We start from the raw sequence: 23,669 nt of genomic DNA on the forward strand, positions 1-23,669 counted from the left end.
CGGACCCGAGCCGGGCCCACCCCATTGCAGGCGGTCATCGTCGTCTTGCAACCGGCGTCACCACCGTGCACGGCAAGGACGGGAGCGCGACGCTGCGCCCGCTCCCGTCCGCGTGCCGTCACACCCGGTCTCAGGCGCGCTGGGCCTTGTCGTACACCGCTCGTGCGGCCTTGCCGAACACCGGCCCGTACATATGGGTGCTCTGGTCGAGGCCGTCGCCGTGGCTGTTGACCGAGATCAGCGTGCCCTTGCCGGTCGCGGCATCGAAGCCGGTCAACCACGGACCACCGCTCGCGCCGCCGGACATGTCGCACGGCACGCGCTGCTCTCCGCCGGGTGCCTTCTTGGCCGTGCCGGTGCACACGAGCAGCTCCTCGCCGCGCTGCGGGCTGGTGGCCGGGTAGCCGAAGGCCATGGCCCTGCCACCGACGGGCTGGTCGAACGCGATGGCCTGCGCGCCCACGGCGTCGGTGAGCTTCTTGCCGCCGACGGGGTCCACGACCAGCGCGGCCACATCGTTCACCGCGTCCTCCGCCCAGGTGCGCGGCGTCATGGTGGAGCGCACGGCGAACAGACCGTTGGGAGCCTTGCCTTTGCCGTACCCGGGCGCGAAGACCATCTCGGTGTACGTGTAGTCGGGGGCGGCGCCACGCCGCACGCAGTGGCCCGCGGTCATGACCACCGAGCGATTGCCGCTGGTGACGGCGGTCGCGGTGCACCACGAGTCGACGCCGTCACCGTTCACGAAGAACAGCCGTCCGACGGTCTTCAGCGACGTGCCCCTCCACGGCTTGCTCAACGGACCTGTCGGCCCGAGGTCCACGGACTGACCGGCCTTCTTGATTCGGGCCGGTGTCCAGTAGCCGAGCGAGTCCGTGCGCTCCTTGGCGGTGTAGGACACGACGCTGACCGGATCGGCCGCGGCGCTCGCCTCTGCGACGGGCAGGAAGGCCGTGGCCGTAGCAACTACGGCGGAGACCGCCGCGGCAGCCCGGCCCCGCGGACGCCCTCGGAGCATGGTGGTGCGCATGTGTGATGTTCCTCCGTCGAACTGGCCCAGCGGGGGGACGCGATCGGGTGTCGCCCCCACCGCCGGTGTCGGTCGCCGAGGAAGACGTGAATGCGCCGTCCGTGGTGCCTTGTCGGATGGTCAATCTTCATGAAGAGATCGGGAATCCTGTGCTCCGTCGTGAACTACCAGAAACCGGGTGAACCCCGAGCATCGCGAACGTCGTCCCCTGCACAGACGGCCGGTGAGCGAGGTTCACCGGAGCATCACACGTCATGGTCCTGCTCTGGGAACACTGAAGGCACAGAGTCCACGGCCGACTCCCCGGCTCGCGGCAGGCGGCAGGCGGCAGGCGGCAGGCGGCAGGCGGCGGACAACGGACAACGGACAGCGGGCGGCAGAGGGTCCGGCGCGGATCCGGCGACGGCGGAGTCCGCTGCGCACCCGTTCCGGAGCCGCTCGGCGGCCCACTGGGCGCATGGGTCCGGAACGGGGGCGGGCGAATCAGGAGCGGAGGCCCCGCCGGGCGATCAGGAAGCGGTGGTCGTGCAGAGGCGCACGCCGAGCACCTGGTTGCCGCTGGTGCCGTAGCCCGGGAACGTCACGGTGCTGCCGGGGTAGGCGTCACGGCAGGGCACCACGGTGCCGTCCAGGTACTCCACGGTGACCGAATGTGTGGTGCCACAGCTGTTGTTGACGTACGTGTAGCGCCAGCTGGTCGTGTACTGCACGCATCCGGGCGCCGGCTCGCCCCCGCCCGCCGGCTCCGCGGGCGACGCGTGCGCCGCACCCCCTGCGCACAGCGCCACAGCGGCGACCGCCCCCACCATTCCTAACGTCCTACGCATGAAACCCCTCCTTGCGTATACAAGTTGAACGATCGCACCCAGTATCCGCTATCCCCGGGGTCCAGAAGGTGGTTTCGCACAACAGAAGTTCAATGCAGAGGGCGGTGGATGGCCTCAAGGAAGTGACAACTCGTAGACACACGAGTCACCGGGCGCGCCGCCCCCACGCCGTCAGCATGCCGGGCCCGAGCTCTGCGAGCCGAGGCGAGGACAGATAGGCCAGCACCTCGCGTAGTGTCGCGGCGTCGGCTCGTCCGGTCGTCTCCAGGGCGGGAAGCATCCGTTTCCAGGTCTCGGACCAGAAAGCGGTGAGTGGTTCGCCCGGTGTGAGCGGTGGGCAGTGCAGTTCCGCCGCCACGTCGTGCAGGCCTTCCTCACGCAGAAAGTGCGGGTACGAAGGCACGCTGGTGATGTCGGTACCGATCGTTTCGTTGAGCGCCTGCCACATCGCGTCCATGGTCCGCCGGTAGTCGGACGCGGTGTCCCGGGCATCCGGCACCTCGACTGCGTCGCTGAGGACGAGCCAGCCTCCAGGTGCGAGCCAGCGGGCCATGCGGGACACGAGGCTCCGCCGCCCCGGCAGGTGCATGAGAACGAAGCGGGCGTGCACCAGGTCGAAGGTGCCCGGGTCCAGGTCCTCGTCACGAAGGTCTGCGGTGCGCACATGCAGGCGGGGGCCTGCCAGCGGGGCCAGACTCGTGGCGTCCTGGTCCAGGGCGACCACCTGGTCGACGCCTGCCTCTTCCACCAGCCACCGCGCCACCGTCCCCGTGCCGGCACCGACGTCCAGGCATCGCCACCCGGGCCCGGCGCCGAGCGTGCGCAGGCGGTTGCGGGTGACGGGGTCGAAGGCCAGCGCGCCGTAGTCGATGCGGTCGGCTTCCCCGGGATGCGCCGACTCGAACAGCTCCCCGCCGTACCGGCCGACGCCGGCTTCATCGCCGTTCCCTCCCGAAAGCGACCCTGTCACCGCCGGTCCTTCCCGCTGACGTCGCAGAGGTCCCGCACCCGGCGCCGGCGGTCCGCGGGCCCTGTCGCATCTCCGTCCGGGAACGCCTGGACACGGCCTTCAGTATCGGGAACACCGGTGCTCCACGACGACATCATGCACGGCCGCCGCCCGGCTCGGCTTCGTGAACGCGCCGTACGTATCCGTGTCGACGTTCCGAAAGGCGGATGAGAGCCTCACCCAAAGGGCGCGGCGCGGATGTCACCGTTCGGATCCGGAGGGGCCCGCCCGCTGCGAGGACGGCAGAGTGGGACGCCGTCGGTTCCCGGGGATCAGATCCAAAGCGACGGTCTGCAGCCCGTGCACGGCGAGCGCGAGGAGTACCCCGGCCACCGTCAGCCCGATGCGCTGCGCGGCGAGTTCCCACCCCCCGGCGCCGTGCTCCATGCCGAAGACGAGGGCGACGACGGTCAGGCACAGGGTCCACCAGCCGTACCGGGCCGCCGTCACGAGCTGCATCACCCAGATCGCCACCCACACGATGCCTGCGAGCAGCAGGTTCGGGACCACGGGTGTCAGCAGGAGAGCCGCGATGACACCGCCGCCGGCGGTGCCGAGCACCCGGGCGGCGACGCGGGCACGGAATTCCTCCACCGCGGGCTTGACGACCCTGAGCGCCGTGGTGGCGAGCCACACCGCGTGCTGGACCGGAATGAGCCACCCGGTGGCGACCGCGAGTGCACCGGTGACCACGAGCGTGGAGGCGAACGGGACTCCGGGCCGCAGCCGGCCGCGCAACTGGCGGAGTTCGGCGAGGGCCCCGCTGCCCGTCCCGTTGCGGGACGTCGCGAGGATCACGCCCGCCTGCCACAGGGTTCCCGCGCCGAACAGTGCCGCGTACGTCCACCACGGTGTGCCGTCGGGGAGATCGGCGCCCGCCAGCAGGAAGGCGAGGACGGACATCGCGGCCGTCATCCGCCAGGGCCCGCCGGCGATTTCCAGGAACCCCTGGAACGCCGCGACGAGCGCTGTGCCCACCAGCACGGGGCCCGGTTCCGCCGAGGCGGCGGCTCCGGCCGAGGCCGCCAGGGTCAGGGTCGCCGCCCCGCCCACCAGGACCGTGACGCGCGGGCGTTCCTTCAGCGAGGAGAAGGCACACATCATCAGATAGGCGCCGAAGGAACTCGCCAGTCCGGGTCCGGGGTCACCGAAGACGACCGCCAGGGCTATGGGCAGGGTGATGCCGAAGGCCCGGAGGAGTGCGATGACGCGCGGACTCAATGACATCTTCCGGGCATGTGAGACATGCTATCGAGGCAGCCGCCACCTGGGTCGGGGACGCGCTGGGCGATACCCGGCACTACCTGGCATGCGTTCCGCGCGTCACCGGGGCAGGTGCCTCCGCCCGTCCTAGCCTCCAGGGCATGACGACTTCGCTTGTCACGGGGGCCACCGCGGGGCTCGGCGCGGCCTTCGCCCGGTGTCTCGCAGACCTGGGCCACGATGTCGTGCTCGTCGCGCGCAACGAGGAGCGGCTGGCATCGACGGCCGACGAAATCCGGCGTACGTGCGGGGTGACCGCCGAGGTGCTGCCGGCCGACCTGTCCGAGGACGAGGGCATCGAGAACGTCGCCGCACGCCTCCGGGACCCGGAGCGGCCGGTCGACGTGCTCGTCAACAACGCCGGCTTCGGCCTGCGCGGGGCGTTCGGGGAGGTGCCGATGGCCGACGAACTGAGGATGCTCAAGGTGCACTGCGAGGCCGTGCTGCGGCTGACCGGGGCGGCCACCGAGACCATGCGCCAACGGGCCAAGGGCTGCGTGATCAACGTCGCCTCCGTGGCCGCCTTCACAAACGGCGGCACCTACGGGGCGAGCAAGGCGTGGGTGGTGAGCTTCACCCGGAGTCTGGCCCGCGGTCTCGAAGGTTCCGGGGTACGGCTCATGGCTCTGTGTCCGGGGTTCGTCCACACCGAAATCCACCAGAGGGCGGGTATCGATGTGCGCGGCATCCCCGAATGGATGTGGCTGGACGCCGACGAGGTGGTGAGGACCGCGATCCGTGATCTGTCCCGTGGACGCACGGTGAGCGTGCCCGACGCCCGGTACAAGGCCATCGTGGCCGCGGCCAGGCTCATGCCGAATGGAAAGTTCACCTCGGCGCGTCGAAGGTAGTGGACAGCAGGGGCTGAGCAGTACCGCGGCTTCCGCGGTGCGGCTCATCCCCACGTCACCGGCTGCGCGGAGCTCAGGGCCGGATGTCGTCGCAGGCGATGTGGAGGTGGCGGGGGCCGCGCAGCACCGCGTTCTGCCGGTAGGGCGGCGGGTCCTCCAGCAGGCGGGGGTTGACCAGTCGGCGGGCCAGTTCGGTCAGGGCGAACTGTGTCTCCAGGCGGGCGACGGGAGCCCCGAAGCAGCTGTGGATGCCGCTGCCGAATCCGAGGTGCTGGTTGTCCTGGCGGTCGGGGTCGAAGACGTCCGGGTCGTGGAAGCGCTTGGGGTCGCGGTTGCCCGAGGCCGCGACGAGGCAGACCGAGGAGCCCTTCGGGATGGTGACGCCGCAGACCTCGATGTCCGTGACGGGAACGCGGTTCGGCACCAGTTGCACCGGAGGTTCGTACCGCAGCAGTTCCTCGACCAGGGGTACGGCGAGTTCCGGCTCCTTGCCCAGCCGGCGGAGGACCTCGGGGTGGCGAAGCAGCGTGAGCATGCCGTTGGTGATCAGGTTGACCGTCGTCTCGTGGCCGGCGATGAGCAGGAGGACGGCGGTGCTGAGCACCTCCATGGTCGTCATGGTGCCGTCCGGCCCCTGATCGAGGACCAGCTCGGAGAGCATGTCGTTCCTCGGCGTCGTGCGGCGCTCTTCGATCAGTCCGGCCAGGTACATGCCGAGTTCGGTCCGGGCCTGCTGGGCCTGCTGGGCCCGTGCGGCGGGGTCGTCACCGGGATTCGGATCAAGGGTGGCGGCGAGGGTGTCGGCCCAGCCGTGGAAACGGCGTTCGTCCTCGCGGGGCACGCCGAGCAGTCGGCAGATCACGGTGACGGGGAAGGGATACGAGAACTGGTCGACCAGGTCGATGCGTTCGGTGCCCTCGATGCCGTCGACGAGGTCCGTGACGATGCCCTTGAATTCGCCGCGCATCTCGTGGATGCGCCGAGGGGAGTGCGGCGGTCCGAACGAGCGGTTCGCCATGCGGCGCAGGCGGTCGTGCTCCGGAGGGTCGAGGCGTAGGAAGCTCGGCGGCAGTGCCCCTCCCCCGTCCTCGGACAGCTCGACGGGGGGCGTGGCCAGATTGCGCATGTCGGAGCTGAGACGGGGATCGTGGAGGAGGTTCCTGATCTCGAAGTAGGTGCTCACGAGGTAGGCGCCGTCGGCGTCGTGGACCACCGGGGTCTTCCGCAGCTGCTCGTACAGGGGATAGGGGTTTGCCCTGTTGTCGAAGTCGGTGATCTGCCGCAGGAGCGATTGCGTCATGGCCTGTCCTTGGACGTTGTCCCGACGGTCGGGGGGAGTCAGTGCCGTGCGGGGGCGAAGGTCATCCGCCGGTCGTCCGGCGCGTAGCCGCTGAGGGTGACGGTCGGGCCGTGGGTGGGGACCGCCGGGTCGGGGAAGTCGGCCGGTACGGCACGGCGTCCGTCCATGCCCTGGTCGAGCGTCGGGAAGGGCGGCGGGAACGGCGTGGTGGTCTCGATCAGGTGCTCGTAGAACGGCAGCCACCGCGCGTGGTCGAAGGTGACGGCGCCGATGACGCGGCCTTGGTAGCCGTACACGCCGGTGAAGCGGCGGTCGTTCAGGGAGCCTTGTGTGATGAGGATCTCCGTGCCCATGGAGGGGACACCGACGGACTTGATGTTCACTCCGAACTGGGAGGACCAGAAGGACGGGACCTGCATGTGCGGGCGGCGGTCGACGCTCTCGCTGATCATGTTGTGTGCCGCGATCTCTGCCTGGGTGACGGCGTTGCCCCAGTGCTCCAGGGACAGGAACTGGTAACCGAACAGGGGGTGCGGGGACCGTGCGACGTCACCGGCCACGAAGATGTCGTCGGTGACGATGCCGCGGATGTCGAAGGCCCGGCAGCCGGCGTCGCAGGCGATGCCGCGGGGGCCGGCGCCGAGACCGGATCCGGCGAGCCATTCGGTGTTACGTGTGGCACCCAGCGAGACGATCACGACGTCCGCCTCGGCGGTGGTGCCGTCGGACAGATGGGCCGCACGGACGCGTCCCGTCGCGTCGCCCTCGAGGCCGGTCACCATGACGCCGCAGCGAAGGTCCACACCGTTCTCGCGCTGCAGTTCTGCGGCCACTTCGCCGATGACGCCGCCGAGGGCGCCGACGAGCGGGGCGTTGCCCCGCTCCGCGACGGTCACCTCGTGTCCCTGCTCTCGGCACGCCGACGCGATCTCCGAACCGGTGAAGCCCGCGCCGATGACGAACACCCGCCGTGCTCCGTCGGTGAGCCGCCGGTGCAGCCGGACCGCGTCGTCGCGCGAGCGGAGGGTGAAGACGCCGTCGAGCTCCGCCTCCGCCTCGTGGGGCCACGGCCTCGACCGGACGCCGGTGGCGATCAGCAGCCTGTCGTACTCGACCTCGTCACCATTGGCCAGACGCACCCGTTTGGCGGCCATGTCCAGCCCGGAGGCAGGGACCCCGATCCGCCAGTCGGCATCGATGACGCGGCGCCGCGGCAGGGCCGTGTGCTCCGCCGCGGCCTTGCCCAGGAGGACCGCCTTGGACAGCGGCGGCCGGTCGTAGGGCTCGTAGGGCTCGTCCCCGATCATCGTGAGGGATCCGGAGAAGCCCTCCTCGCGCAGCGTTTCGGCAGCCCTGAGGCCCGCCAGCGAAGCGCCGACGATGACGATCCGGCCTTCGTTCCTGAACTTCTGCAGGTTTCCGTCAACGGTCACGGGACGCCTCCCGGGGTGCTGCAGTCTCGTCCACCTGGTCGATGTGGATGGCCCCGACGGGGCACGCGGCCACGGCCTGGATGACGTGCCGGCGCTCGCTCTCCTCGGCGTGACGGTTGTAGAGCAGGGCCTCCTCGCCGTGCGACGTGAAGAGGTCCGGGGCCAGGAACGCACACTGCGCATACCCTTGGCACCGATTCAGATCGACGGCCGGCTTCATGCGTCAGCCCTTCCGGGACGGCTGGGTCATTCCCGGCATTCAGCTTGTGGGCATCGGGAGTGGAGCGCTCGTCGGCCTGGGCTGAAGGAGCGACGGGCCCCATTGCCTCACGGGGTACACGGGACGGCCACGACGACGGCCGCGATGCTGTCCCTGGTGCCGGGCGTCATGGCGGTCCGGATTCGATACGCCGAGTCGCGCGGCTGTGCGGTCGGACGGCCCTGCGGCCGGACGGCCCGACGGCCGGAACCAGCGAGTACCATCCGGCACCCGCGAGCCCCTGGCCCGGCTCGGCGTACGCGGCGGCGCGGACGGGACCGCGCCGCCGGGCGCCCGCTAGATCACGGTGGTCGCGACGGCCGCCGTGCTGGCCGCGATGACCGCGGCCTGCATGGCGCGGATGGAGTCCTGGAGGGTCTCCCCCACCCAGCCGCCCTTGGCGATCTCCGCCATGCGGGGCCCGACCTGCTTCCGCGGCAGGTCGGGGAACGCCAGCTTGTGCAGAGCGGCGCCGTACAGGAGTCCGATGAGGGCCGAGGTGCGTTCGTCCGGCTCCGAGCCGTGCAGCACCACCGCGGTCAGCCGGTCGCGCACCTCCCGCTCCACGCTGCCGTCCGCCTCCGGGTAGCGGCTCACGGGGAAGAGCCCGAGTGCGCGGTGCCGTTCCTCGACGACCAGGCCCCGGCCGCACAGACTCTCCACCGTCGCCGCCACGGCCTTGGACTGGTCCTTCATCAGCCAGTCCACGACCTTGCGCCGACCGCTCCTGCCCGCGGTCCAGTCGGCCAGCAGCCGGAGCCGGCCGTCGAGGAGCCCGATTCCGGTCACCGACGTATCACTCACCACCAGGCGCCCGTCCGTGACCGTGACACGGCCCATGATCGCCAGGTCGAGCAGGACGCCGCCCGCGACGGCCCAGGCGGCGGTCGTTTGCTGCTTCGTCTTCCCGGACTCGTCGTCCAGTGACAGCAGCATGATCTCTTCGCCGAGTGTGACGGACATTGCCGCCCCTTCCTCCAACGGCCCGCCGATCGCGGCCTGTTCAACGATGGAGACGTGTGGCCGAGAACAGCAGTTCCCGTTTCGAGGGCGTCATGGAGAGTGCGCCCCGAAACGGAGGGCAGGCGCTCCGGTACCGTCGCCACCGGTTTCCACGGCCGGCTGTTTCGTTCGGACTATGAGAACGTCGGTCCAGGTGTGCCGTCGACCGACGTGTAGTGGGCACGGATAGCGCTGTCGGTCGCCGACCGGACCCCGAAGCGGGTGGCCGGTGGCGCGGTCACCGCGAGGTGAAGACGCGAACGCCTTCACGTTCCAGACCGTATCGCGGTGGGTGTACCTGTCCGGCTCGGGCAACCTTCGCGAGCGCCGGGCGGTCTTGCCGGATGCCGAGGTCGGGGGCAGTGCCCTTGCCGACGCGCCGGTGTACGTGCAGAAGAGCGTACGGACAGTGGACGACCTGCCGAGTGCCTGAGCGAGGGTGGCGATGACGAATCTGAACACCGTGGTGACGTGGGTCGACGCACGCGAGAGGCTGCCTCGGTGCGGTTACCCGGTGGCAGCAGCGATCACGGGCCGGTATCCGGTTGACGGTGCCACCGGGTCCGATACGGCGTTGGGTGAGGAATTCTGGCTGGTGAGGCCGATGTACTTCACGACTCTGCACCGGAGTGAGGACGGGGCGGAGCACCGAGACTGCTTCGTAGACTCCGACGGGGTCGTCCGTTTGCCGTACGGCTCTCCCAGTGATGAAACCGTGACTCACTGGGCTGAGCTGCCCACCCTGCCAGGCGGGACGACGCACTTCGTTCTCGGCGATGACGTGCAGTCGGCTCTCCACCACGCGTGGGGTGCTCGACCCGACTCCTGACCCACAGTCTGCTCGGATCGCCCCGCTTCGGGGTCCGGGCCGGGGGCAACGGCTCGGTCCGCGCCCATTGCGCGACGGTCGACGCCACACCGGACCGACAAACCAATGATCCAAACGAAGCAGCCTAAATGAGTACTCACCCACGCCCTCCGCACGTGAGAATCGAGGCCCATTCACGGGAGGAACACATGAGCAGGGCGTACCTGACGCTCCACGAGCTGCTGCCGCCGGACGAGTTGGCGCAGGCCCTCGACGCGGGGCACGTCACCCGCAAGCGGCACCCCGGACTGCCGCTGTCCATCTACACGTACACGAGGACCTGCCAGTACGAGCGGGTGTGGAACCGGGTGACCACGCGCTGCCGCGGGCTGGTCGCCGACGACACCACGGGCGAGGTCGTCGCGCTTCCGCTGCCGAAGTTCTTCAACGTCTCCGAGCACGAGTCCGGGCTGCCGTACGCTCCTGCGCTCCCGGACGAGCCGTTCGAGGTGTACGACAAGGTCGACGGCAGCCTCGCCGTGGTCTTCCACTACTCCGGCAGATGGCGGGTCGCATCCAAGGGATCGTTCATCAGCACCCAGGCGGCCTGGGCGCAGCGTCTGCTCGACGGCAAGGACACGTCCGCGCTGGTGCCGGGGGTGACGTACCTCGCCGAGATCCTCTACCCGCAGAACCGCATCGTGGTCGACTACGGCGACCGCCGTGATCTGGTGCTCCTCGCCGCCTTCGCCGGGGACGGCACGGAGATACCCCTGGCCGACGCGGCGGCCGACTGGGAGGGCATCGGCTCCGTCGTCACCGCGTGGCCCGCCATGCCCCTCGACGAACTGCTCGCTCTGGCCGACTCCAACCGGCTGCCCGGTGGCCGTGCCGCGACCGGCACCGATGCGGAGGGCTTCGTGCTGCGCTTCGCATCGGGGGTACGGGCCAAGGCGAAGCTCTCCGAATACGTACGCCTCCACAAGGTGCTCACGGGTGTCACCGAGCGGGACATCTGGCGCAGTCACGGCGTTCAGCGCTTCTCCACTGCGCCCGTCAAGCAGCTGGGCCAGGCGCTGGGCTGCTCTGCCGCGGAGATCGAGGCATCCGGCGGCAAGCCGCTGGACGCGCTGCTGGAGCAGGTGCCGGACGAGTTCGACGCCTGGGTGCGCACGGTGATCGCACGGATCGAGAAGGAGGTGGCGGACCGGGAGCGGTCGATCGACGAGGCGTTCCGGTCGCTCGCGCCGTTCACGGGAGACCGGGGGGCGTTCGCCCGCGCGGTCAAGGCGCTGCCCGATCCTGCCGTCCGCCCCGCCATGTTCCTGCGCCTGGACGGGCGTCCGACCGAACTCGTGACGTACCGTTCCGTCAGGCCCGAGGCGGCCGATCCCTTCACCACCGACGAGGAGAACTGACCGTGCCCGTCGTACACGTCATGACGGGGCTCCCGGCATCGGGGAAGACCACCGCCGCACGCAGGCTGCAGGCGGAGTCCGAGGGCCGGATGCGCCGTGTGAACCTCGACGACCTGCGGGCGATGCTCGACATCCCGGCACCCGGGGGCAGACGGTCGCACCCGCACGAGCAGACCGTGCTGGCCGTCCAGGACGCGGCCGTACGGGCGGCCGTCGACGACGGCTTCGACGCCGTCGTGGACAACACGCACCTGACACCGCACATCCCCAAGCGCCTGAAGGCCGCCGTGGCCGGACAGGCCACCTTCGTCGTGCACGACTTCACCGACGTGCCGCTGGAGGAGTGCATACGGCGGGACGCCGCACGGGACAGGCCGGTCGGCGAGGAGATCATCCGGATCCTGGCGGACAAGCACCTCAAGGCGAGGAAGGGAGGCTGGCGGCTCACCGACGAGTGGCTCAACGACCAGCCTCCCGTGGAGCCGTACACCGCCGATCCGGCACTCCCGTCGGCGGTGATGTGCGACATCGACGGCACGCTGGCCATCAGGGGCGACCGGGGCCCCTACGACTTCAGCCGCTGCGACGAGGACCGGGTCAACGTGGCGGTGCGTGGCGCCCTGTGCTCGTTCCGCCGTGCGGACGGCGATGTCATCGTGCTCCTCTCCGGGCGCGGCGAGGAGCACCGCGAGATGACGGAGGCGTGGCTGCGCCGGTACGACGTCCCGTACGACGAGCTGTGGATGCGCGCCGCCGGCGACGGCCGCCGCGACGACGTGGTGAAGGCCGAACTCTTCGACCGGCACGTCCGTCACCGGTTCGCGGTGCGCGTCAGTCTCGACGACCGTGACCGTGTCGTCGCCGTCTGGCGCCGGATGGGCCTGCCCACGTGGCAGGTCGACTACGGCAACTTCTGACCGGCGTGCGAAGGAGCGGCTGTGGCTCGTGGAGCCCTGGCCGCTCCTGCCGGCCGGGTAGCCGACGGCACCCGCGCCCGTACCCCACTCCCGCTCGCGCCGCCGGGCTCACGTCGATGCGTTTCGCCGCCCGGAGGTGTCCTCACCGGTGGAAGGCGCGCACATCGGTGGCGATGGGCGCGACGATACCTGGCCGGAAAGGGCGGTGAGGTCGGTCATGTCTGACGACGAAGAGCAGATTCGTACCTTGATCGACCGGTGGGTGGAGGCGGCGCACCGAGGCGACGTCGACGGTGTTCTGGTGGACCACGCGGCCGACATCGTGATGTTCGACGTTCCACCGCCCTACGAGGGCGTGCGCGGCACCGATGCCTACCGGGACTCGTGGCCGCCGTTCTTCGCGTACCAGGCGCAGGGTGCGTCGTTCGAGATCGTGACGCTGGACGTCACCGCCGGAGACGACGTCGCCTTCGCGCACGCTCTGCTGCTCTGCGGCACCGAGCCGGAGCGGCCGAGCAGCCGCAGAACCGTCTGCGGCTCACGATCGGGCTGCGCAAGGAGCAGGGACGCTGGGGCGTGGCGCACGAGCACCATTCGTTCCCTTCGGTGTCCGGAGGGAACGCCTCGGCCGGGACCGGACGAGTCCCGAGGCCGCCTCGACCCGTGCGGTCGCGCCTCACGTCACGGTGGTGAGCCGGCGGTGGTGGCGCACCCCCGGGCGGCCGTCGACGCTGATGTCCTCGACGGCGGTGAACCCGTTGCGGCCGAGCACGGTCATGGACGCCGGATTGTCGAGGGTGGTGACCGCGGTCAGCGTGGAGAGGCCGTACGCCGTGGCGGCGAGGCGGCACACCTCCCCGACCGCGGCCGTCGCCACGCCCCTGCCTGCCGCACGCTCTCCGATCCGGTAGCCGAGTTCGGCGGACCCGTCCCCGACGTCCACGAGGTTGACCCGGCCGATCAGGCTCCCGTGCTCGTCGACGACGACGTGGAAATGGCACACGCCGGTCTCCTGCTCGGCGAGCAGGGCACGGTGGCGGCAGGCGAAATCGGCGAAGTACGCGTCCCCGCGATCCGGCACGGACCGGGCGAAGTACCCCCGGTTCTCCCGCTCGAAGGCGAGCAGGGCATCCGCATGGTCGGCCCGCAGCCGCTCCAACGTCACCATGCCGACAGCATACGCAGCGGTGATCACATCCGGTCCGGCGTGGAGACCCGACGGCGTCCGGCCCCGAATTCGGTTGCCGGGGCGGTCTGCCACGAGGCACTGTCACGTCGTGATCGAGATACGTGTCCTGCACCCGGAGGACTGGCAGGACTGGCGCCGACTGCGACTCGCAGCGCTCGCCGAGGCGCCGTATGCGTTCGGCTCGACGCCGGCGGAGTGGCAGGGCGACGGGGATCGGGAGGAGCGCTGGCGGGCGCGTCTGGCGATTCCCGGCTCGCACAACGTCCTCGCGGTGCTCGACGGCCGGCCGGTCGGGATGGTCAGCGGCGTTCCCACCGAGACGGCGCACTCCGTGGAACTGATCTCGTTGTGGGTGAGCCCCGCCGTCCGCGGCCGACGAGTGGGAGACCTCCTGATCGGTGAGGTCCAGCGTTGGGCGGTGCACACGCGGGCCACGACACTGCGGCTGTCCGTGCGGCCGCAGAACGGTGCGGCCATCGCCCTGTACGAGCGCCATGGTTTCGCAGACACCGCAGAACTCGGCGACCTGCTGCCCGATGGCGTGGGCAGGGAACTGGTCATGGCCAAGGCCCTGGACACCCCTGGCGGCGGCTGAATCGCCTGTCTGCCGGCTCCGTACGACGTCACCGCCGGCTCCGTACGGCTCAGGGCACCTTCGGGGCATCGCCCATGGCGGGCGCGACGCGCTCATGGGCCGAGTGCCTTGCTCATGAACAGCGCGGTCTCCCCTTCACTCGGCGTGCCCGCGTAGAGGGTGGTGTCGAGACCGCAGAGGGTGAAGCCCATGCGCCGGTATGCGCGGACGGCGGGGACGTTGACATTCGACGTCTCCAGCCAGGCCGTCCGTGCTCCCAGGCGGCGCCCGTAGGCGCACGCGCGCTCCATCAGGGCGGCGCCGACTCCTTGGCCGCGGTGTGCCGACGCCACGGTGATCTGGTGGACGACCATGCGCCGGTTCCACTCCTCGACACCGACGGCCACGAAGCCGCACACCTCGTCCTCGACGACGGCGACTTCGACATGCAGTCCGTCCGCCGGCTCGTAGTCGTCGTCGGCGGGGAACGTCTTCAACAGCGGCGGCTCGACGGCCACGGTCCGCAGGGCGAATCCTTCGTCGCCGACGTTGACCTCATAGATCGCGTCCGTCGTGAACGAGTCGTCGATCGCGTCGACCTGGTCCATGTCCTGGGGTCGCGCTTCGCGGTACGCGATGCGCCGTTCGGGACTCATGTGTGCTCCCCCTGCGTGGCCTGCCATCACCTGGCAGACGAACGGCTCGCCTCCCGAGTTCCGGGGGAAGGACCGTCGGCTCACCCCTTGCATCGCGCCCCGGACCGAGTAATCCTGATTACATGCTTACAAAGGAACGGCGCGAGAAGCTTCGCGGCTGGTTCGCCGGCCGCCTGCCGGAAGACGTCTACGAACGCCTGCTGGACGTGTCGGTGGATCGCGAGGAGATCACCGTCATCGGGACCATCCCCGCCCCGCACCTTGCGGAGGACGCCTCACCCGCGGAGCGGGACGCGGCCGTCCAGGGGCGGATCCAGGAATTCCGGGAGCGGACCCGCGATGCGCGGATCGCCGTGGCCCGCGAGGCCGAGCTGCGCTTCGACAAGAAAGTCTCGTGGGGCGTGGAGTGCAACGGCGCCCGTGCCCTCTTCACCCATGTCGCGGCCCCCGTCATGACCCGTCTGCGACAGCCCGAGCGGCAGGTGCTGGACACCCTGATCGCGGGGGGCGTGGCGCGCAGCCGCAGCGACGCGCTCGCCTGGTGCGTACGTCTTGTGCAGCAGCACACGGACGAGTGGCTCACGGATCTGCGCGACTCACTGGAACATGTGCAGCAGGTCCGGGCACAGGGCCCCGACCGGGCGGGACCGGCCACGGAAGGCACGGTATGACGGAACGGTCCGCCGGCCCCGGTGTCCGCGGGCCCGGACGGAACGGACGCCCCTCGTCCGCGCCTCATGACTCCGTGGCTCGTCGGGGGCCGTAACGGGTCGGCACCCCCGAGTTCACGTCAGATTGGCCCTATTGTCGGCCGATTGCCGACCGGCGTGGAACGCCGCCGCCCCGGGGCGGGTCCCCCTCCGTGTAGCTGCACTCGATTCATAGTGGGGTCATCGATGCGACTGATGAGGAAAGCGGCCGTGGTGCTCGCGGTGGCGGGCGTCGGTCTGGCGGGCACGGCGGGAGCTGCCGGTGCCGCGACCGTCCAGGCGGGCAAGGCTGCTTCGGCCTGCTCGACGGCCTGGGGCAGTGGCGTGAAGTCGGCCACCGGCTCGAACGCCAAGCCGCTGAAGAACATCAGCACCAGCAAGAACACGTGTTACGACCGGATGGTGTTCGACATCAGCGGCGCCACGGGTGGCCTCGGCTACCACGTCGGCTATGTCGACAAGTTCTACCAGGACGGCTCCGGCGAGCAGATTCCCGTCAACGGCGGCGCGATCCTCCAGATCTATGTGTCCGCTCCCAGTTACGATCCGGCGACGGGCCGGCCGGTGTACGGCGGGAAAGCCGGGAAGTCGCTTCCGGGTGTGAACATCTCCGGATACCGCACGTTCAAGGACACGCGGTTCGGTGCGAGCTTCGAGGGCCAGACCCAGATCGGCCTGGGCGTCCGCGCGAAGCTGCCGTTCCGGGTGGTCCAGTCCGGCGAAAAGCTGATCGTGGACGTCGCCCACACCTGGTGACGGAACCGCCGAATACCCCCCGGCCGCGGACGAGCACCGCGGCCGGGAGGTCGGCGGTCTTGACCACAGGCGTCCAGGTGCCTTCAGGGGCCGTCCGTACCCGGCGGCCGCGTCGGCCCTGTGGGGACTCCTGCGGGGCGGCGGCCCCGAAGGCCGAGGTGGCCTACGACCCGCGCCTGCCGTGCCGGGGGCCCGCCTGACTCCGTCTCCGGGCCTTCCTGCGGCGGCTGCTCACCGAACCGGACCACCCTGAGAAGGAGACGGCCGAGGCGGACGGGCGCCGCACATTGCACGGACTCGACGAGCACACACCGAGGGCCGTCCGCGCCGGGACCGGGGCCTGGAGGAATCTCGCCTCCCGACCCCGGCAGACGGTTCCTACTTGGTCGGCTTCGCCTCTTCTTCCTGCGTGCGCTCTCCCTCTGCCTGGGAGGGGGTCGTCCGGAGAACGTCCGGGTGACGTCCGCCGATGGCGGCGGTGTTGTCCGGGTCCTCGCCCTCGGCCTGTGACGGCGTCCCGTACGGCATGTCGTACGGCATCTGATCGCTCATCGCTCTGCCTTTCGAACGCGTCGGCCTCTCGGCTCGGCAGCTCCCCCTCTCGCTGGTTCCAGTCTGCTCCCCGTGCCAGAAGGTTTCCTCGTCTCGGGGCAGGGGCGGGCTCCGTCAGTACCAGATCGCGACGGGCCGACCCGTGGAATCGTGCTGCGGCGGGTCCGGGAGGGGAATCGCGCAACCCTGGGCGATCCTGTGTGCGCTCCATGCCGCGGCCGCGGCGTCCAGAACGTCGTCGGGCGGAACACGACCCGCCTCGCCCAGCTCATCGGGAAGGACGACGCCGACGGCTTCGAGCAGTGAGCGCCGGGTCGTCTGCCCGGCCCAGGTCTTCTTGCGGTGCGACAGCGGCGTCCTCCCGGCGAGCGCCCAGAACGACACCTCGGGGTGGACCTCGAAGAGGCGGTCACCGCCGACGGCCCCGAGGCATTCGTTCGCCTCCCGGAGTTTCACGGCGAGCCCCCAGGCCTGGCGGCTCAGTCCGGCGCCGGTCAGTGCCCGGCAACGGCGGCTCGCTGCCTCGTAGTGCTCTTCCCGCCACACCGCCCGGGGCGGCACGCGGAATACGCTTCCCCGCAGTCTGCCGAGCAGGGCGGCGGCCTCGATGTCCGCGCGCCGCCAGCCCGTGTCGAGGAGCCCGAGCGGGATGTCCACCGCCACGGCCTCGACACCGTCGCTCACCGCCCGGCCGAGCAGGGACCAGAGGTCGGCGCACAGACGGGTACTGGCGAAGCGGGCGTCATGGAGTTCGACGGCCACCCACCCGGCGGGGCACGCGTCGACGCCGAGGACCACCTGCATGCCACCAGGATGCCCCGAGCAAGGCGGATGCAGTCGGGGCCCCGGAACGCGGGCAGGCGTGGAACCCGTCCCGCGCCTGCTCCTCCGGTAGCGTGAACTCCGGTTCGGCGCCATAGGAGAGGGTTCCCGCCACCCGCTCCCCCGGCCGCCCCCGAAGGTGTCGTCGGCGGACGCCTTCTAGCCGATGTGGGTGCGTGGGGGTACCGGGAACGGACCGCCGGACGCCTCGGGTGACCTTGAGGGTCGCGGCAGTCCCGGCAGGAAGGGCCGCTCCCCGGCGCGGGGACGGGGCACCCGCGGCATAGCGGCCGTGGCGTCCGTCCGCCGCGCGGCGGGCGAGACGGGGGCCGGCCACAGCTGGAGGGCCCGGCACACGGTCCAGTGGTGTCCGGCGTGGACGGCGCGTAGTTCCGCGCAGGCCTGGGAGCACGTGCCGCAGAACCCCGCGTGCTCGACGAGTTCCTGCGCACCGTGGTCGGCGCCGCGCCTGATGGTGTCGTCCATGGCCACGGCGAGGCGGCGGCAGTCACGGCTGGGGGCGCTGCCCACGTGGATCCGGAGGTAAGCGTCGAACAGCCCCTGGTAGGCCGACGCGACCGCCGGGTCCTGCCCTCCGGGTCCTGCCAGGGCTGCGGCCCGGTACCCCAGTCCGTTCCAGGATTCCCAGAGGTCGGCCTGCAGCGGCTCCGCGAGCGCGGTGAACGCCCGGAACATCCGTGAGCCGCCCTCGGCCGCCGCCACGGCCGACTCGGGGCCGTGCGCATCGGGAACCGTGGCGAGCCAGGACATGAAGCCCGAGGAGAGTCCCGCGTCACGGCCGGACGCCGCCCAACGGGCGGCGAGGCGCCGGGTCGCGGCGGCCAGGTAGGGCCGCCAGGCCTGGGTCGGGCCGCGGCCGGCACGGACGTCGGCGAGCACCAGGGCGAACATCTCGTCCGTGAGGTTCTGGGCGGTCCTCCGGTCTCGGCAGTACCAGCGGGCGAAGTCGATCGCGGCTGCTCGATGGCGGCGGAGGGCTTCCGCGGCGGCCCATCCTCCGGTGTCCTGTCCGGCACGGATGCACCAGGCAAGTTGTGCGTCGGCGGCCGGGTCGACAACAGATCGGGACAATGGTTCCTCGCAACGTTTCACATGGGTTTGCACGCGGAGCATCGGGAGCGGGCCCGCGAGGCGGTCACGGGTGCGCGGTCTGCGCACCCGGGTGCCGCCGGGCGCGGCGTCCGGGGGCGGGTAAGCCCGCCGATCCGCGGCTCCAGGCGGGTTCACCAGGAGCGGCGGCAGCGGCGTGACCTGCGGCCGGGCCGCACCGATGAGGTGTGGTGCGCACGCTCGTCCCCTTCCGGCTCGTGCTGGTCCGTCACATGGGAGACCGGCCGCCGGCGCGGGGATAACGAAAAACCACGGACCGGATTTCGTTGCGGGGGAGGAACCGCTTCTCAGGAGTAGGCGATCGGGACGTTCCAGCGGATCGCGTGCTCGGCGGCCCGGAGATACACCGCCGTGTAGAAGGCCGCGTCGATGTCGTGCTGCCACGGACCGGGGTGGGATGCGGCGGCCTTCTCGGCTTCCGGGCCGGCGAACCAGTTGACGATGCCGAGCTGCCCGGGCGACCGGAGTATTCCGGGCGGCAGCTGCAGTTCCTCGGCGAGGCTCCGTGCCGCGGTGAGGGCGTGCCGGGCACTGCGCACGGTGGTCGTGTCGTCGTCCTCGTACGACACCGGGAGCACAACGGCCTCGTCGAGGGCGACGGGCACGAGCAGCTGCCAGTCGAGCAGCGCGTCGCTCGTCTCGCGGCCGCCGGGGCGGGCCTCGCACCGTTCGGCGAGGCTCGCCATCGGCCGGTTGAGTTTCTCCTCGAAGAAGGGGCCGGGACTCGGGCCGGGTTGCTCCGGGAAGGAAGGCACGAAGGGCTCCAGGCCGCGTCCGCTCAGCTCGTCGTCGAGTGCGCGGGCCACCGGCGCGAAGAGCTCGTCGTCCGACCAGTCCTCGGCTGCGACGACGCTGTAGAGATGGATACCCATGCGGTGAACATACCGACGGCCACTGGCAGCCCGTTCCGCCCCGGTGAGCCTGGAACGTCGCTTCCGCCCCGGTGAGCGGGTAAGGCCGGATGCATCACCCTGGGAATCATTGGCTGGTTTCTGATGGTTGAGGATTCTTCGCCCCGGGTCGAAGCCCGTCGTCGATATCGAGGGGGACACGGATGAGCCGCAGGTAGATGAACGTTTCCGTGACAGCCCAAAGGCTGTTGACCAAGGCTCACACCGAGCCATATGTTCCGCCTGCTTTGGCTGAAACTCTACCCATCCCGCGAGGGACCCGGAAGGAACCGCAGTGAGCTGGTACCTGGCTGTGCTCAAGAACTACGCCGGATTCAGCGGCCGTGCACGCCGCAAGGAATACTGGATGTTCGTCCTCATCAACGTCCTGGTCGCCGGCGCCCTGCTGGGCCTGGGTGTCGCCCTCGAGACGCAGATCCCCTACATGGTCTACCTCCTCGGCACGCTGGTCCCGTCGCTCGCCGTGGCGGTGCGCCGCCTGCACGACACCGGTCGCTCGGGGTGGTGGATGCTCCTCAGCATCGTTCCGCTCGGCGGCTTCGTGGTTCTGTACTTCCTCGCCTCCGAGGGCAAGGCCGAGGACAACGAGTACGGCGCCGACCCCAAGGCCGTGGCTGTCGCGGCCTGATCGACGGCCCAGGACCGGTGGGCGGCAGAATCCTTTCGAGGGGCCTGCCGCCCACCGGCGTTCACAGGAAGGCCTCGGCACCCCGGGGCACGCGGGAGCGCGACCCGCCCGCGCGAGGCATCGACAAGCGCAGGGAACGCCTCAGCCGGCGTCATCCAGCCGGTAGCCTGCGAAAGATGAGTCCGACACGCCGTCAACAACCCTTGTCCCAGAGGTCGGAGAGCAATGACACCACACCGGCTGCGCCGGTGGCAGGGCCTCAGATCACCGAGACGGACTGCACCCAGTGCGGCACCCGCATCTCCGGGCTGGACGGACGCTACGCCTGCGGGGTGTGCGGATGGAGCAACCCCTGGACCGAAGGCCACCATGAACTGCCGACAGCGGCTGACGACACGGACTACCCAGGCGACCGGCCGGACGTCAACCCGCTGAGCCGCCGAGCCGCCGAGTGATGCTCACCAGCCCCGTCCCCGACGGCGGTCACGGGCAGCCGGCTCCCGAGATCGACGGGACCGTCGAAGAGACCTGCCGGGACCCTGGACTGCGCAGGCCATCGCGGCGCCTGAGCCGACCGCCACGGGTGGTGCACGGCGCGGGTGCCGTCCGCTACCGGGTGTGGTGGACGCGGGCGAGCACGAGGACGGTGTCGTCGGTCGGCGGACCCGGCAGCAGGCTGCCCAGGATGCGGTCCGCCGCCGCTTCCAGCGGCTCTTCGGCCGCCCCTCGCAGGGCGGCACGGAGCGCGGCCAGCCCCTGTTCGATGTCCTGGCCCCGTGCCTCGATGAGGCCGTCGGTGTAGAGCACGAGGGTGGCGCCCTCGGGTAGGTCGATCCCGGTGGACCGGAAGGCGGGGACGCCGACGCCGAGCGGAACCCCGAGGACGTCGCTGATGGTCACGACCGTGCCGTCGGGGTGGAGCACCAGGGGCGGGGGGTGGCCCGCGCTGGCGATGCGGGCGGTCCCCGAGGCGGGGTCGTAGCGGACGTACAGGCAGGTGGCGAGTTCGATGTCGGCCTCCACCGCGCACGCGTCGAGTTCGGCGAGAAGTTCGTGCGGCTCCTGATCGTGCCGGGCCAGTGCGTTGGCGGTGATGCTGAGCCGCCCCATGGCCGCCGCGGCCGGCACACCGTGGCCCATGACGTCGCCGACCACGAGCGCGATCCGGTCCCCCGGGAGATCGATCACGTCGTACCAGTCGCCGCCGACCTCGGTGATGCCGCTGCCGGGGACGTAGCGGTGGGCCACTTCCACATGGGGGCTCGTGGCCAGGACGGAGGGCAGCAGGGCGCGCTGGAGGGTGAGTGCGATGTCCTGGACCCGACTGTAGAGGCGGGCGTTGTCCAGGCAGAGTGCCGCGCGGGAGGCGAGCTCGCCGGCGAGGCTGAGGTCCTGCTCGGTGAACGCCGGGCGGGCGGCGGAGCGGCCGAACATGGCGAGCCCCTGGATCGTGCCACGGGCGATGAGCGGTGCCATGAGGATACAGGCCAGGCCGCTGTCGATGAGCAGTTCGGCACGCTCCGGGTGCACGACGGTCCGGGCCACGAAGTCCTCGTCGATCGCGACGCTGAGGGGGCGGCCGGTGTGCAGCATCTCGTGGATGCTGGAGCCGGGCGGATACGTCACGGTCTCCACTCCGCCGACGAGTTCGGTGGCGGGGGGCGGCAGGACGGTGGCGGAGGCGATCCGGCGGGTGTTCAGCGGGAGTTCCGGGCGGAACGTCTCGGGCTCGTCCTGCCACTCCACGAGCTCCACGACGGACGCGTCGGAGAAGTCCGGAACGGCTGCCTCGACGAGCTCCCGGGCCGTGACCTCCATGTCGAGCGTGGTGCCGATGCGGGCCGCTGCCCGGTCGAGCAGATCGAGCCGCTGCCGGCTGGCCGTCGCCTCCACGATGGCCCTTTCCCGGTCGGTGACGTCCACGACCAGTCCGCCCAGTCCGGGCTGCGAGCCGACCGCCTGGCTCAGGGGGAAGAAGCTCACCGACCGCACCTGGTCGCGGTCCGGGCGGCCGGGGGTCCGCAGGCCCACCAGGGCGCCCACCACGGGCCGTCCCTCCTCGGCGACGCTCTGCAGCATACGCCGGTACTCACCGCCGTCCGCGGTGATCATGAACTCGTCCACGGCCCGGCCGAGGTGGTCTTCGACGGAGACGCCGTCCATGTCGGCAAGCGCCTGGTTGAGGTGGATGTACCGGAGGTCCTCGTCGAGCATGACCAGTCCGATGGGGCAGGTCTCGAAAAGGGCGTCGAGGAACGCGAGGTTGGTCTTCACCCGGTCGAGTTCGGCGCTGCGGCTGGCCAGTCCCAGGACCGCGGATCCTTTGCTTCCCTCCATCGAGAAGACCCGGAAGCCGCAGTCGAAGACCGTCCCGCCCTTGTGCCGGACCGCCAGTTTCCCCCGCCAGTAGCCGAGGGTCCGGGCGCGTTCGGTGAGCTGGGCGGCCGAGTCGGGGGCTCCGCCGGAGGGGTCCGGGAAGAGAACGGCACCCGGGCCGGAGAGCACGGCGGCGGCGGAGTACCCGAAGAGGCCCTCGGCGCCCGGTCCCCAGTAGCAGATCCGGTCGTCCTCGTCGAAGCCGAAGACGGCGACGGACACGCGTTCCAGCAGGGGCCCGGGCTCGGACCGCAAGTGGGACTCGCGCGCGTGCTCGGACTCGCGCCCGAACCACCCTTGCGCCTGCTCGTTCCCCGGTCGGTCCGGTCGGTCTGATGGCACTGGTCGTTCCCTTCGCCCGCCGCACACGGTGGCCGGGGCCGCCGGTCACCGGCGTGGCAGTGGCTTCTGCACCATTGTCCTGTGTCCACCGGGTTACGGCACCGAGGCAATCGGCTCCGGAGGGCCTCGGGCGGCCGCGGGGGTTCGGGGGCTGGTCGGGCACAGTGACCGCGCCCGACCTGTGCCGCCTGCGTCACCGGGCTGTGGCCGCCTCGGACGCGAGACGTGGGCCGCTGTGATGCGGCTGCCCAGGCGGATTCCGGCAATGCCCTGGGTGGGCGGCGAATCACGGCGGGCGGCGGGAGATCACGGGCGGCGCGGAGCGGGATCACGCGCGGGGGAGCCGGATCAACCGCGGGGAGCCGACAGGATCCGTGCGCTGCGCGTCCCGACCCGGTGCACCTCTGCGGGAACGTCCGCGCGCACCCCGGCGATTGACCTGTGCAGGAGGGTTCCATTCCAGCCAGGTTGGCGCGTACCGTCCACTTCCCCGGCACCGGCCCGCCGGGGAAGCGGTGCACCTCCCCGTCGCGCACCGCCGCGAGACCCCGCCCGTGTGCCCGCACGGCGGGGCCTCGCCATGCCGCCGTCCATACGCACCGCACCGCCTCGCCCCCAGGGGGCGTGTACGTCTCCTCGACGGACGTCGGCGGCGTGCTGTCCGGGCCGTTGCCGCATCCGCTCGCCGTGGCCGCGACCTCGCCGTTCGTGAGCCAGAAGCTGCGTGTGCCGACCGCGAGGCGGAGCGCTGAGGGCCTCGCCTTCCTCGCCGGACTCGTGGTCTCCGGCCGGCTCACCCCGGTCGTGGACCGGACCTACCCCCTGGCGGGAACCGCCGACGCCATCCGCTGCCAGGAGGCGGAGCACGCGGGCGGCAAGATCGTGCTCACGGTGTGAGGTCCGCT

At 70.8% G+C, this 23,669-nt stretch carries 25 protein-coding genes and 1 pseudogene; 11 read left to right on the forward strand and 15 right to left on the reverse strand.

Annotated elements, in window-relative coordinates; all coding sequences use genetic code 11:
* Nucleotides 1-130: 130 nt before the first annotated feature.
* The 4 genes from ACZ4Z5_RS06960 to ACZ4Z5_RS06975 form a co-directional block, all read right to left on the reverse strand.
* The gene (locus ACZ4Z5_RS06960; protein WP_468257769.1) at nt 131-1,030 is read right to left on the reverse strand and encodes a trypsin-like serine peptidase; all 900 of its coding nucleotides are present in this window, start codon (nt 1,028-1,030) and stop codon (nt 131-133) included.
* 509 nt (nt 1,031-1,539) lie between these two features.
* Entirely contained in the window at nt 1,540-1,857 is a 318-nt protein-coding gene (locus tag ACZ4Z5_RS06965; RefSeq protein WP_468257772.1) for an alpha-amylase, read from the reverse strand.
* Between the two features lie 145 nt (nt 1,858-2,002).
* Nucleotides 2,003-2,827 carry a class I SAM-dependent methyltransferase gene (locus ACZ4Z5_RS06970; RefSeq protein ID WP_468257775.1) on the reverse strand — a complete coding sequence of 275 codons (825 nt, stop codon included), beginning with the start codon at nt 2,825-2,827 and terminating at the stop codon, nt 2,003-2,005.
* A 240-nt stretch (nt 2,828-3,067) separates the two neighbouring features.
* Complete coding sequence (locus ACZ4Z5_RS06975) at nt 3,068-4,093, reverse strand: FUSC family protein (protein WP_468257778.1); 1,026 nt, start codon at nt 4,091-4,093, stop codon at nt 3,068-3,070.
* A 137-nt stretch (nt 4,094-4,230) separates the two neighbouring features.
* On the opposite strand from ACZ4Z5_RS06975, the gene ACZ4Z5_RS06980 reads away from it, so the two are divergent.
* Nucleotides 4,231-4,980 (forward strand): SDR family NAD(P)-dependent oxidoreductase, encoded by a 750-nt coding sequence (locus tag ACZ4Z5_RS06980; RefSeq protein ID WP_468257781.1) that lies wholly within the window; start codon nt 4,231-4,233, stop codon nt 4,978-4,980.
* A 73-nt stretch (nt 4,981-5,053) separates the two neighbouring features.
* Here ACZ4Z5_RS06980 and ACZ4Z5_RS06985 read toward each other — a convergent pair whose 3' ends face one another.
* The 4 genes from ACZ4Z5_RS06985 to ACZ4Z5_RS07000 form a co-directional block, all read right to left on the reverse strand.
* Nucleotides 5,054-6,280, reverse strand: a complete 1,227-nt coding sequence (locus ACZ4Z5_RS06985; RefSeq protein ID WP_468257784.1) for a cytochrome P450 — start codon at nt 6,278-6,280, stop codon at nt 5,054-5,056.
* Nucleotides 6,281-6,318: 38 nt separating this feature from the next.
* Nucleotides 6,319-7,713: an NAD(P)/FAD-dependent oxidoreductase gene (locus ACZ4Z5_RS06990; protein ID WP_468257787.1), complete on the reverse strand. Its 1,395-nt coding sequence runs from the start codon at nt 7,711-7,713 to the stop codon at nt 6,319-6,321.
* Nucleotides 7,703-7,933, reverse strand: coding sequence for a ferredoxin (locus ACZ4Z5_RS06995; RefSeq protein WP_468257790.1), 231 nt, complete (start codon nt 7,931-7,933; stop codon nt 7,703-7,705). The genes ACZ4Z5_RS06990 and ACZ4Z5_RS06995 overlap by 11 nt, the downstream gene beginning before the upstream one ends.
* A gap of 336 nt (nt 7,934-8,269) precedes the next feature.
* Nucleotides 8,270-8,935: a GOLPH3/VPS74 family protein gene (locus ACZ4Z5_RS07000; protein ID WP_468257793.1), complete on the reverse strand. Its 666-nt coding sequence runs from the start codon at nt 8,933-8,935 to the stop codon at nt 8,270-8,272.
* A gap of 484 nt (nt 8,936-9,419) precedes the next feature.
* Between ACZ4Z5_RS07000 and ACZ4Z5_RS07005 the strand changes: the two genes are divergently transcribed.
* From ACZ4Z5_RS07005 to ACZ4Z5_RS07020, 4 genes and pseudogenes are all read left to right on the forward strand, one after another.
* Nucleotides 9,420-9,803, forward strand: coding sequence for an AQJ64_40280 family protein (locus ACZ4Z5_RS07005; protein ID WP_468257795.1), 384 nt, complete (start codon nt 9,420-9,422; stop codon nt 9,801-9,803).
* Nucleotides 9,804-9,991: 188 nt separating this feature from the next.
* Complete coding sequence (locus ACZ4Z5_RS07010) at nt 9,992-11,200, forward strand: RNA ligase (protein ID WP_468257797.1); 1,209 nt, start codon at nt 9,992-9,994, stop codon at nt 11,198-11,200.
* Between the two features lie 2 nt (nt 11,201-11,202).
* Nucleotides 11,203-12,117: a phosphatase domain-containing protein gene (locus ACZ4Z5_RS07015; RefSeq protein WP_468257800.1), complete on the forward strand. Its 915-nt coding sequence runs from the start codon at nt 11,203-11,205 to the stop codon at nt 12,115-12,117.
* Nucleotides 12,118-12,334: 217 nt separating this feature from the next.
* A pseudogene (locus ACZ4Z5_RS07020) lies at nt 12,335-12,810 on the forward strand (nuclear transport factor 2 family protein).
* On the opposite strand, the gene ACZ4Z5_RS07025 reads toward ACZ4Z5_RS07020, so the two are convergent.
* The gene (locus tag ACZ4Z5_RS07025; protein ID WP_468257803.1) at nt 12,794-13,285 is read right to left on the reverse strand and encodes a GNAT family N-acetyltransferase; all 492 of its coding nucleotides are present in this window, start codon (nt 13,283-13,285) and stop codon (nt 12,794-12,796) included. The pseudogene ACZ4Z5_RS07020 and the gene ACZ4Z5_RS07025 sit on opposite strands and share 17 nt — an antisense overlap.
* 109 nt (nt 13,286-13,394) lie before the next feature.
* Between ACZ4Z5_RS07025 and ACZ4Z5_RS07030 the strand changes: the two genes are divergently transcribed.
* Nucleotides 13,395-13,901, forward strand: a complete 507-nt coding sequence (locus ACZ4Z5_RS07030) for a GNAT family N-acetyltransferase (RefSeq protein ID WP_468257806.1) — start codon at nt 13,395-13,397, stop codon at nt 13,899-13,901.
* Nucleotides 13,902-13,993: 92 nt separating this feature from the next.
* On the opposite strand, the gene ACZ4Z5_RS07035 is transcribed toward ACZ4Z5_RS07030, so the two are convergent.
* Nucleotides 13,994-14,536 (reverse strand): GNAT family N-acetyltransferase, encoded by a 543-nt coding sequence (locus tag ACZ4Z5_RS07035; RefSeq protein ID WP_468257809.1) that lies wholly within the window; start codon nt 14,534-14,536, stop codon nt 13,994-13,996.
* 122 nt (nt 14,537-14,658) lie between these two features.
* Between ACZ4Z5_RS07035 and ACZ4Z5_RS07040 the strand changes: the two genes are divergently transcribed.
* Both ACZ4Z5_RS07040 and ACZ4Z5_RS07045 read left to right on the forward strand, forming a co-directional pair.
* A complete protein-coding gene (locus tag ACZ4Z5_RS07040; RefSeq protein ID WP_468257811.1) occupies nt 14,659-15,207 on the forward strand; it encodes a hypothetical protein in 549 nt (182 codons plus the stop codon).
* Nucleotides 15,208-15,432: 225 nt separating this feature from the next.
* Nucleotides 15,433-16,002 (forward strand): AMIN-like domain-containing (lipo)protein, encoded by a 570-nt coding sequence (locus ACZ4Z5_RS07045; protein ID WP_468257813.1) that lies wholly within the window; start codon nt 15,433-15,435, stop codon nt 16,000-16,002.
* Between the two features lie 378 nt (nt 16,003-16,380).
* On the opposite strand, the gene ACZ4Z5_RS07050 is transcribed toward ACZ4Z5_RS07045, so the two are convergent.
* The 4 genes from ACZ4Z5_RS07050 to ACZ4Z5_RS07065 all read right to left on the reverse strand — a co-directional run bounded on the left by ACZ4Z5_RS07050 (nt 16,381) and on the right by ACZ4Z5_RS07065 (nt 19,379).
* Nucleotides 16,381-16,554 (reverse strand): hypothetical protein, encoded by a 174-nt coding sequence (locus ACZ4Z5_RS07050; protein ID WP_468257815.1) that lies wholly within the window; start codon nt 16,552-16,554, stop codon nt 16,381-16,383.
* 114 nt (nt 16,555-16,668) lie between these two features.
* Nucleotides 16,669-17,358, reverse strand: a complete 690-nt coding sequence (locus ACZ4Z5_RS07055; protein ID WP_468257818.1) for a DUF429 domain-containing protein — start codon at nt 17,356-17,358, stop codon at nt 16,669-16,671.
* Between the two features lie 177 nt (nt 17,359-17,535).
* A complete protein-coding gene (locus tag ACZ4Z5_RS07060; protein WP_468257820.1) occupies nt 17,536-18,468 on the reverse strand; it encodes a hypothetical protein in 933 nt (310 codons plus the stop codon).
* A 326-nt stretch (nt 18,469-18,794) separates the two neighbouring features.
* A complete protein-coding gene (locus ACZ4Z5_RS07065; protein ID WP_468257823.1) occupies nt 18,795-19,379 on the reverse strand; it encodes a hypothetical protein in 585 nt (194 codons plus the stop codon).
* Between the two features lie 313 nt (nt 19,380-19,692).
* On the opposite strand from ACZ4Z5_RS07065, the gene ACZ4Z5_RS07070 reads away from it, so the two are divergent.
* Together ACZ4Z5_RS07070 and ACZ4Z5_RS07075 are read left to right on the forward strand one after the other, a co-directional pair.
* Nucleotides 19,693-20,046 carry a DUF805 domain-containing protein gene (locus ACZ4Z5_RS07070; RefSeq protein WP_468257826.1) on the forward strand — a complete coding sequence of 118 codons (354 nt, stop codon included), beginning with the start codon at nt 19,693-19,695 and terminating at the stop codon, nt 20,044-20,046.
* Between the two features lie 248 nt (nt 20,047-20,294).
* Nucleotides 20,295-20,501, forward strand: coding sequence for a hypothetical protein (locus tag ACZ4Z5_RS07075; RefSeq protein WP_468257828.1), 207 nt, complete (start codon nt 20,295-20,297; stop codon nt 20,499-20,501).
* Between the two features lie 154 nt (nt 20,502-20,655).
* On the opposite strand, the gene ACZ4Z5_RS07080 is transcribed toward ACZ4Z5_RS07075, so the two are convergent.
* Nucleotides 20,656-22,644, reverse strand: a complete 1,989-nt coding sequence (locus ACZ4Z5_RS07080) for a SpoIIE family protein phosphatase (RefSeq protein WP_468257831.1) — start codon at nt 22,642-22,644, stop codon at nt 20,656-20,658.
* Between the two features lie 561 nt (nt 22,645-23,205).
* On the opposite strand from ACZ4Z5_RS07080, the gene ACZ4Z5_RS07085 reads away from it, so the two are divergent.
* Nucleotides 23,206-23,661 carry a zinc-binding dehydrogenase gene (locus ACZ4Z5_RS07085; protein ID WP_468257834.1) on the forward strand — a complete coding sequence of 152 codons (456 nt, stop codon included), beginning with the start codon at nt 23,206-23,208 and terminating at the stop codon, nt 23,659-23,661.
* Nucleotides 23,662-23,669 lie beyond the last annotated feature (8 nt).

The organism is Streptomyces sp. NPDC030222, assembly GCF_055573115.1.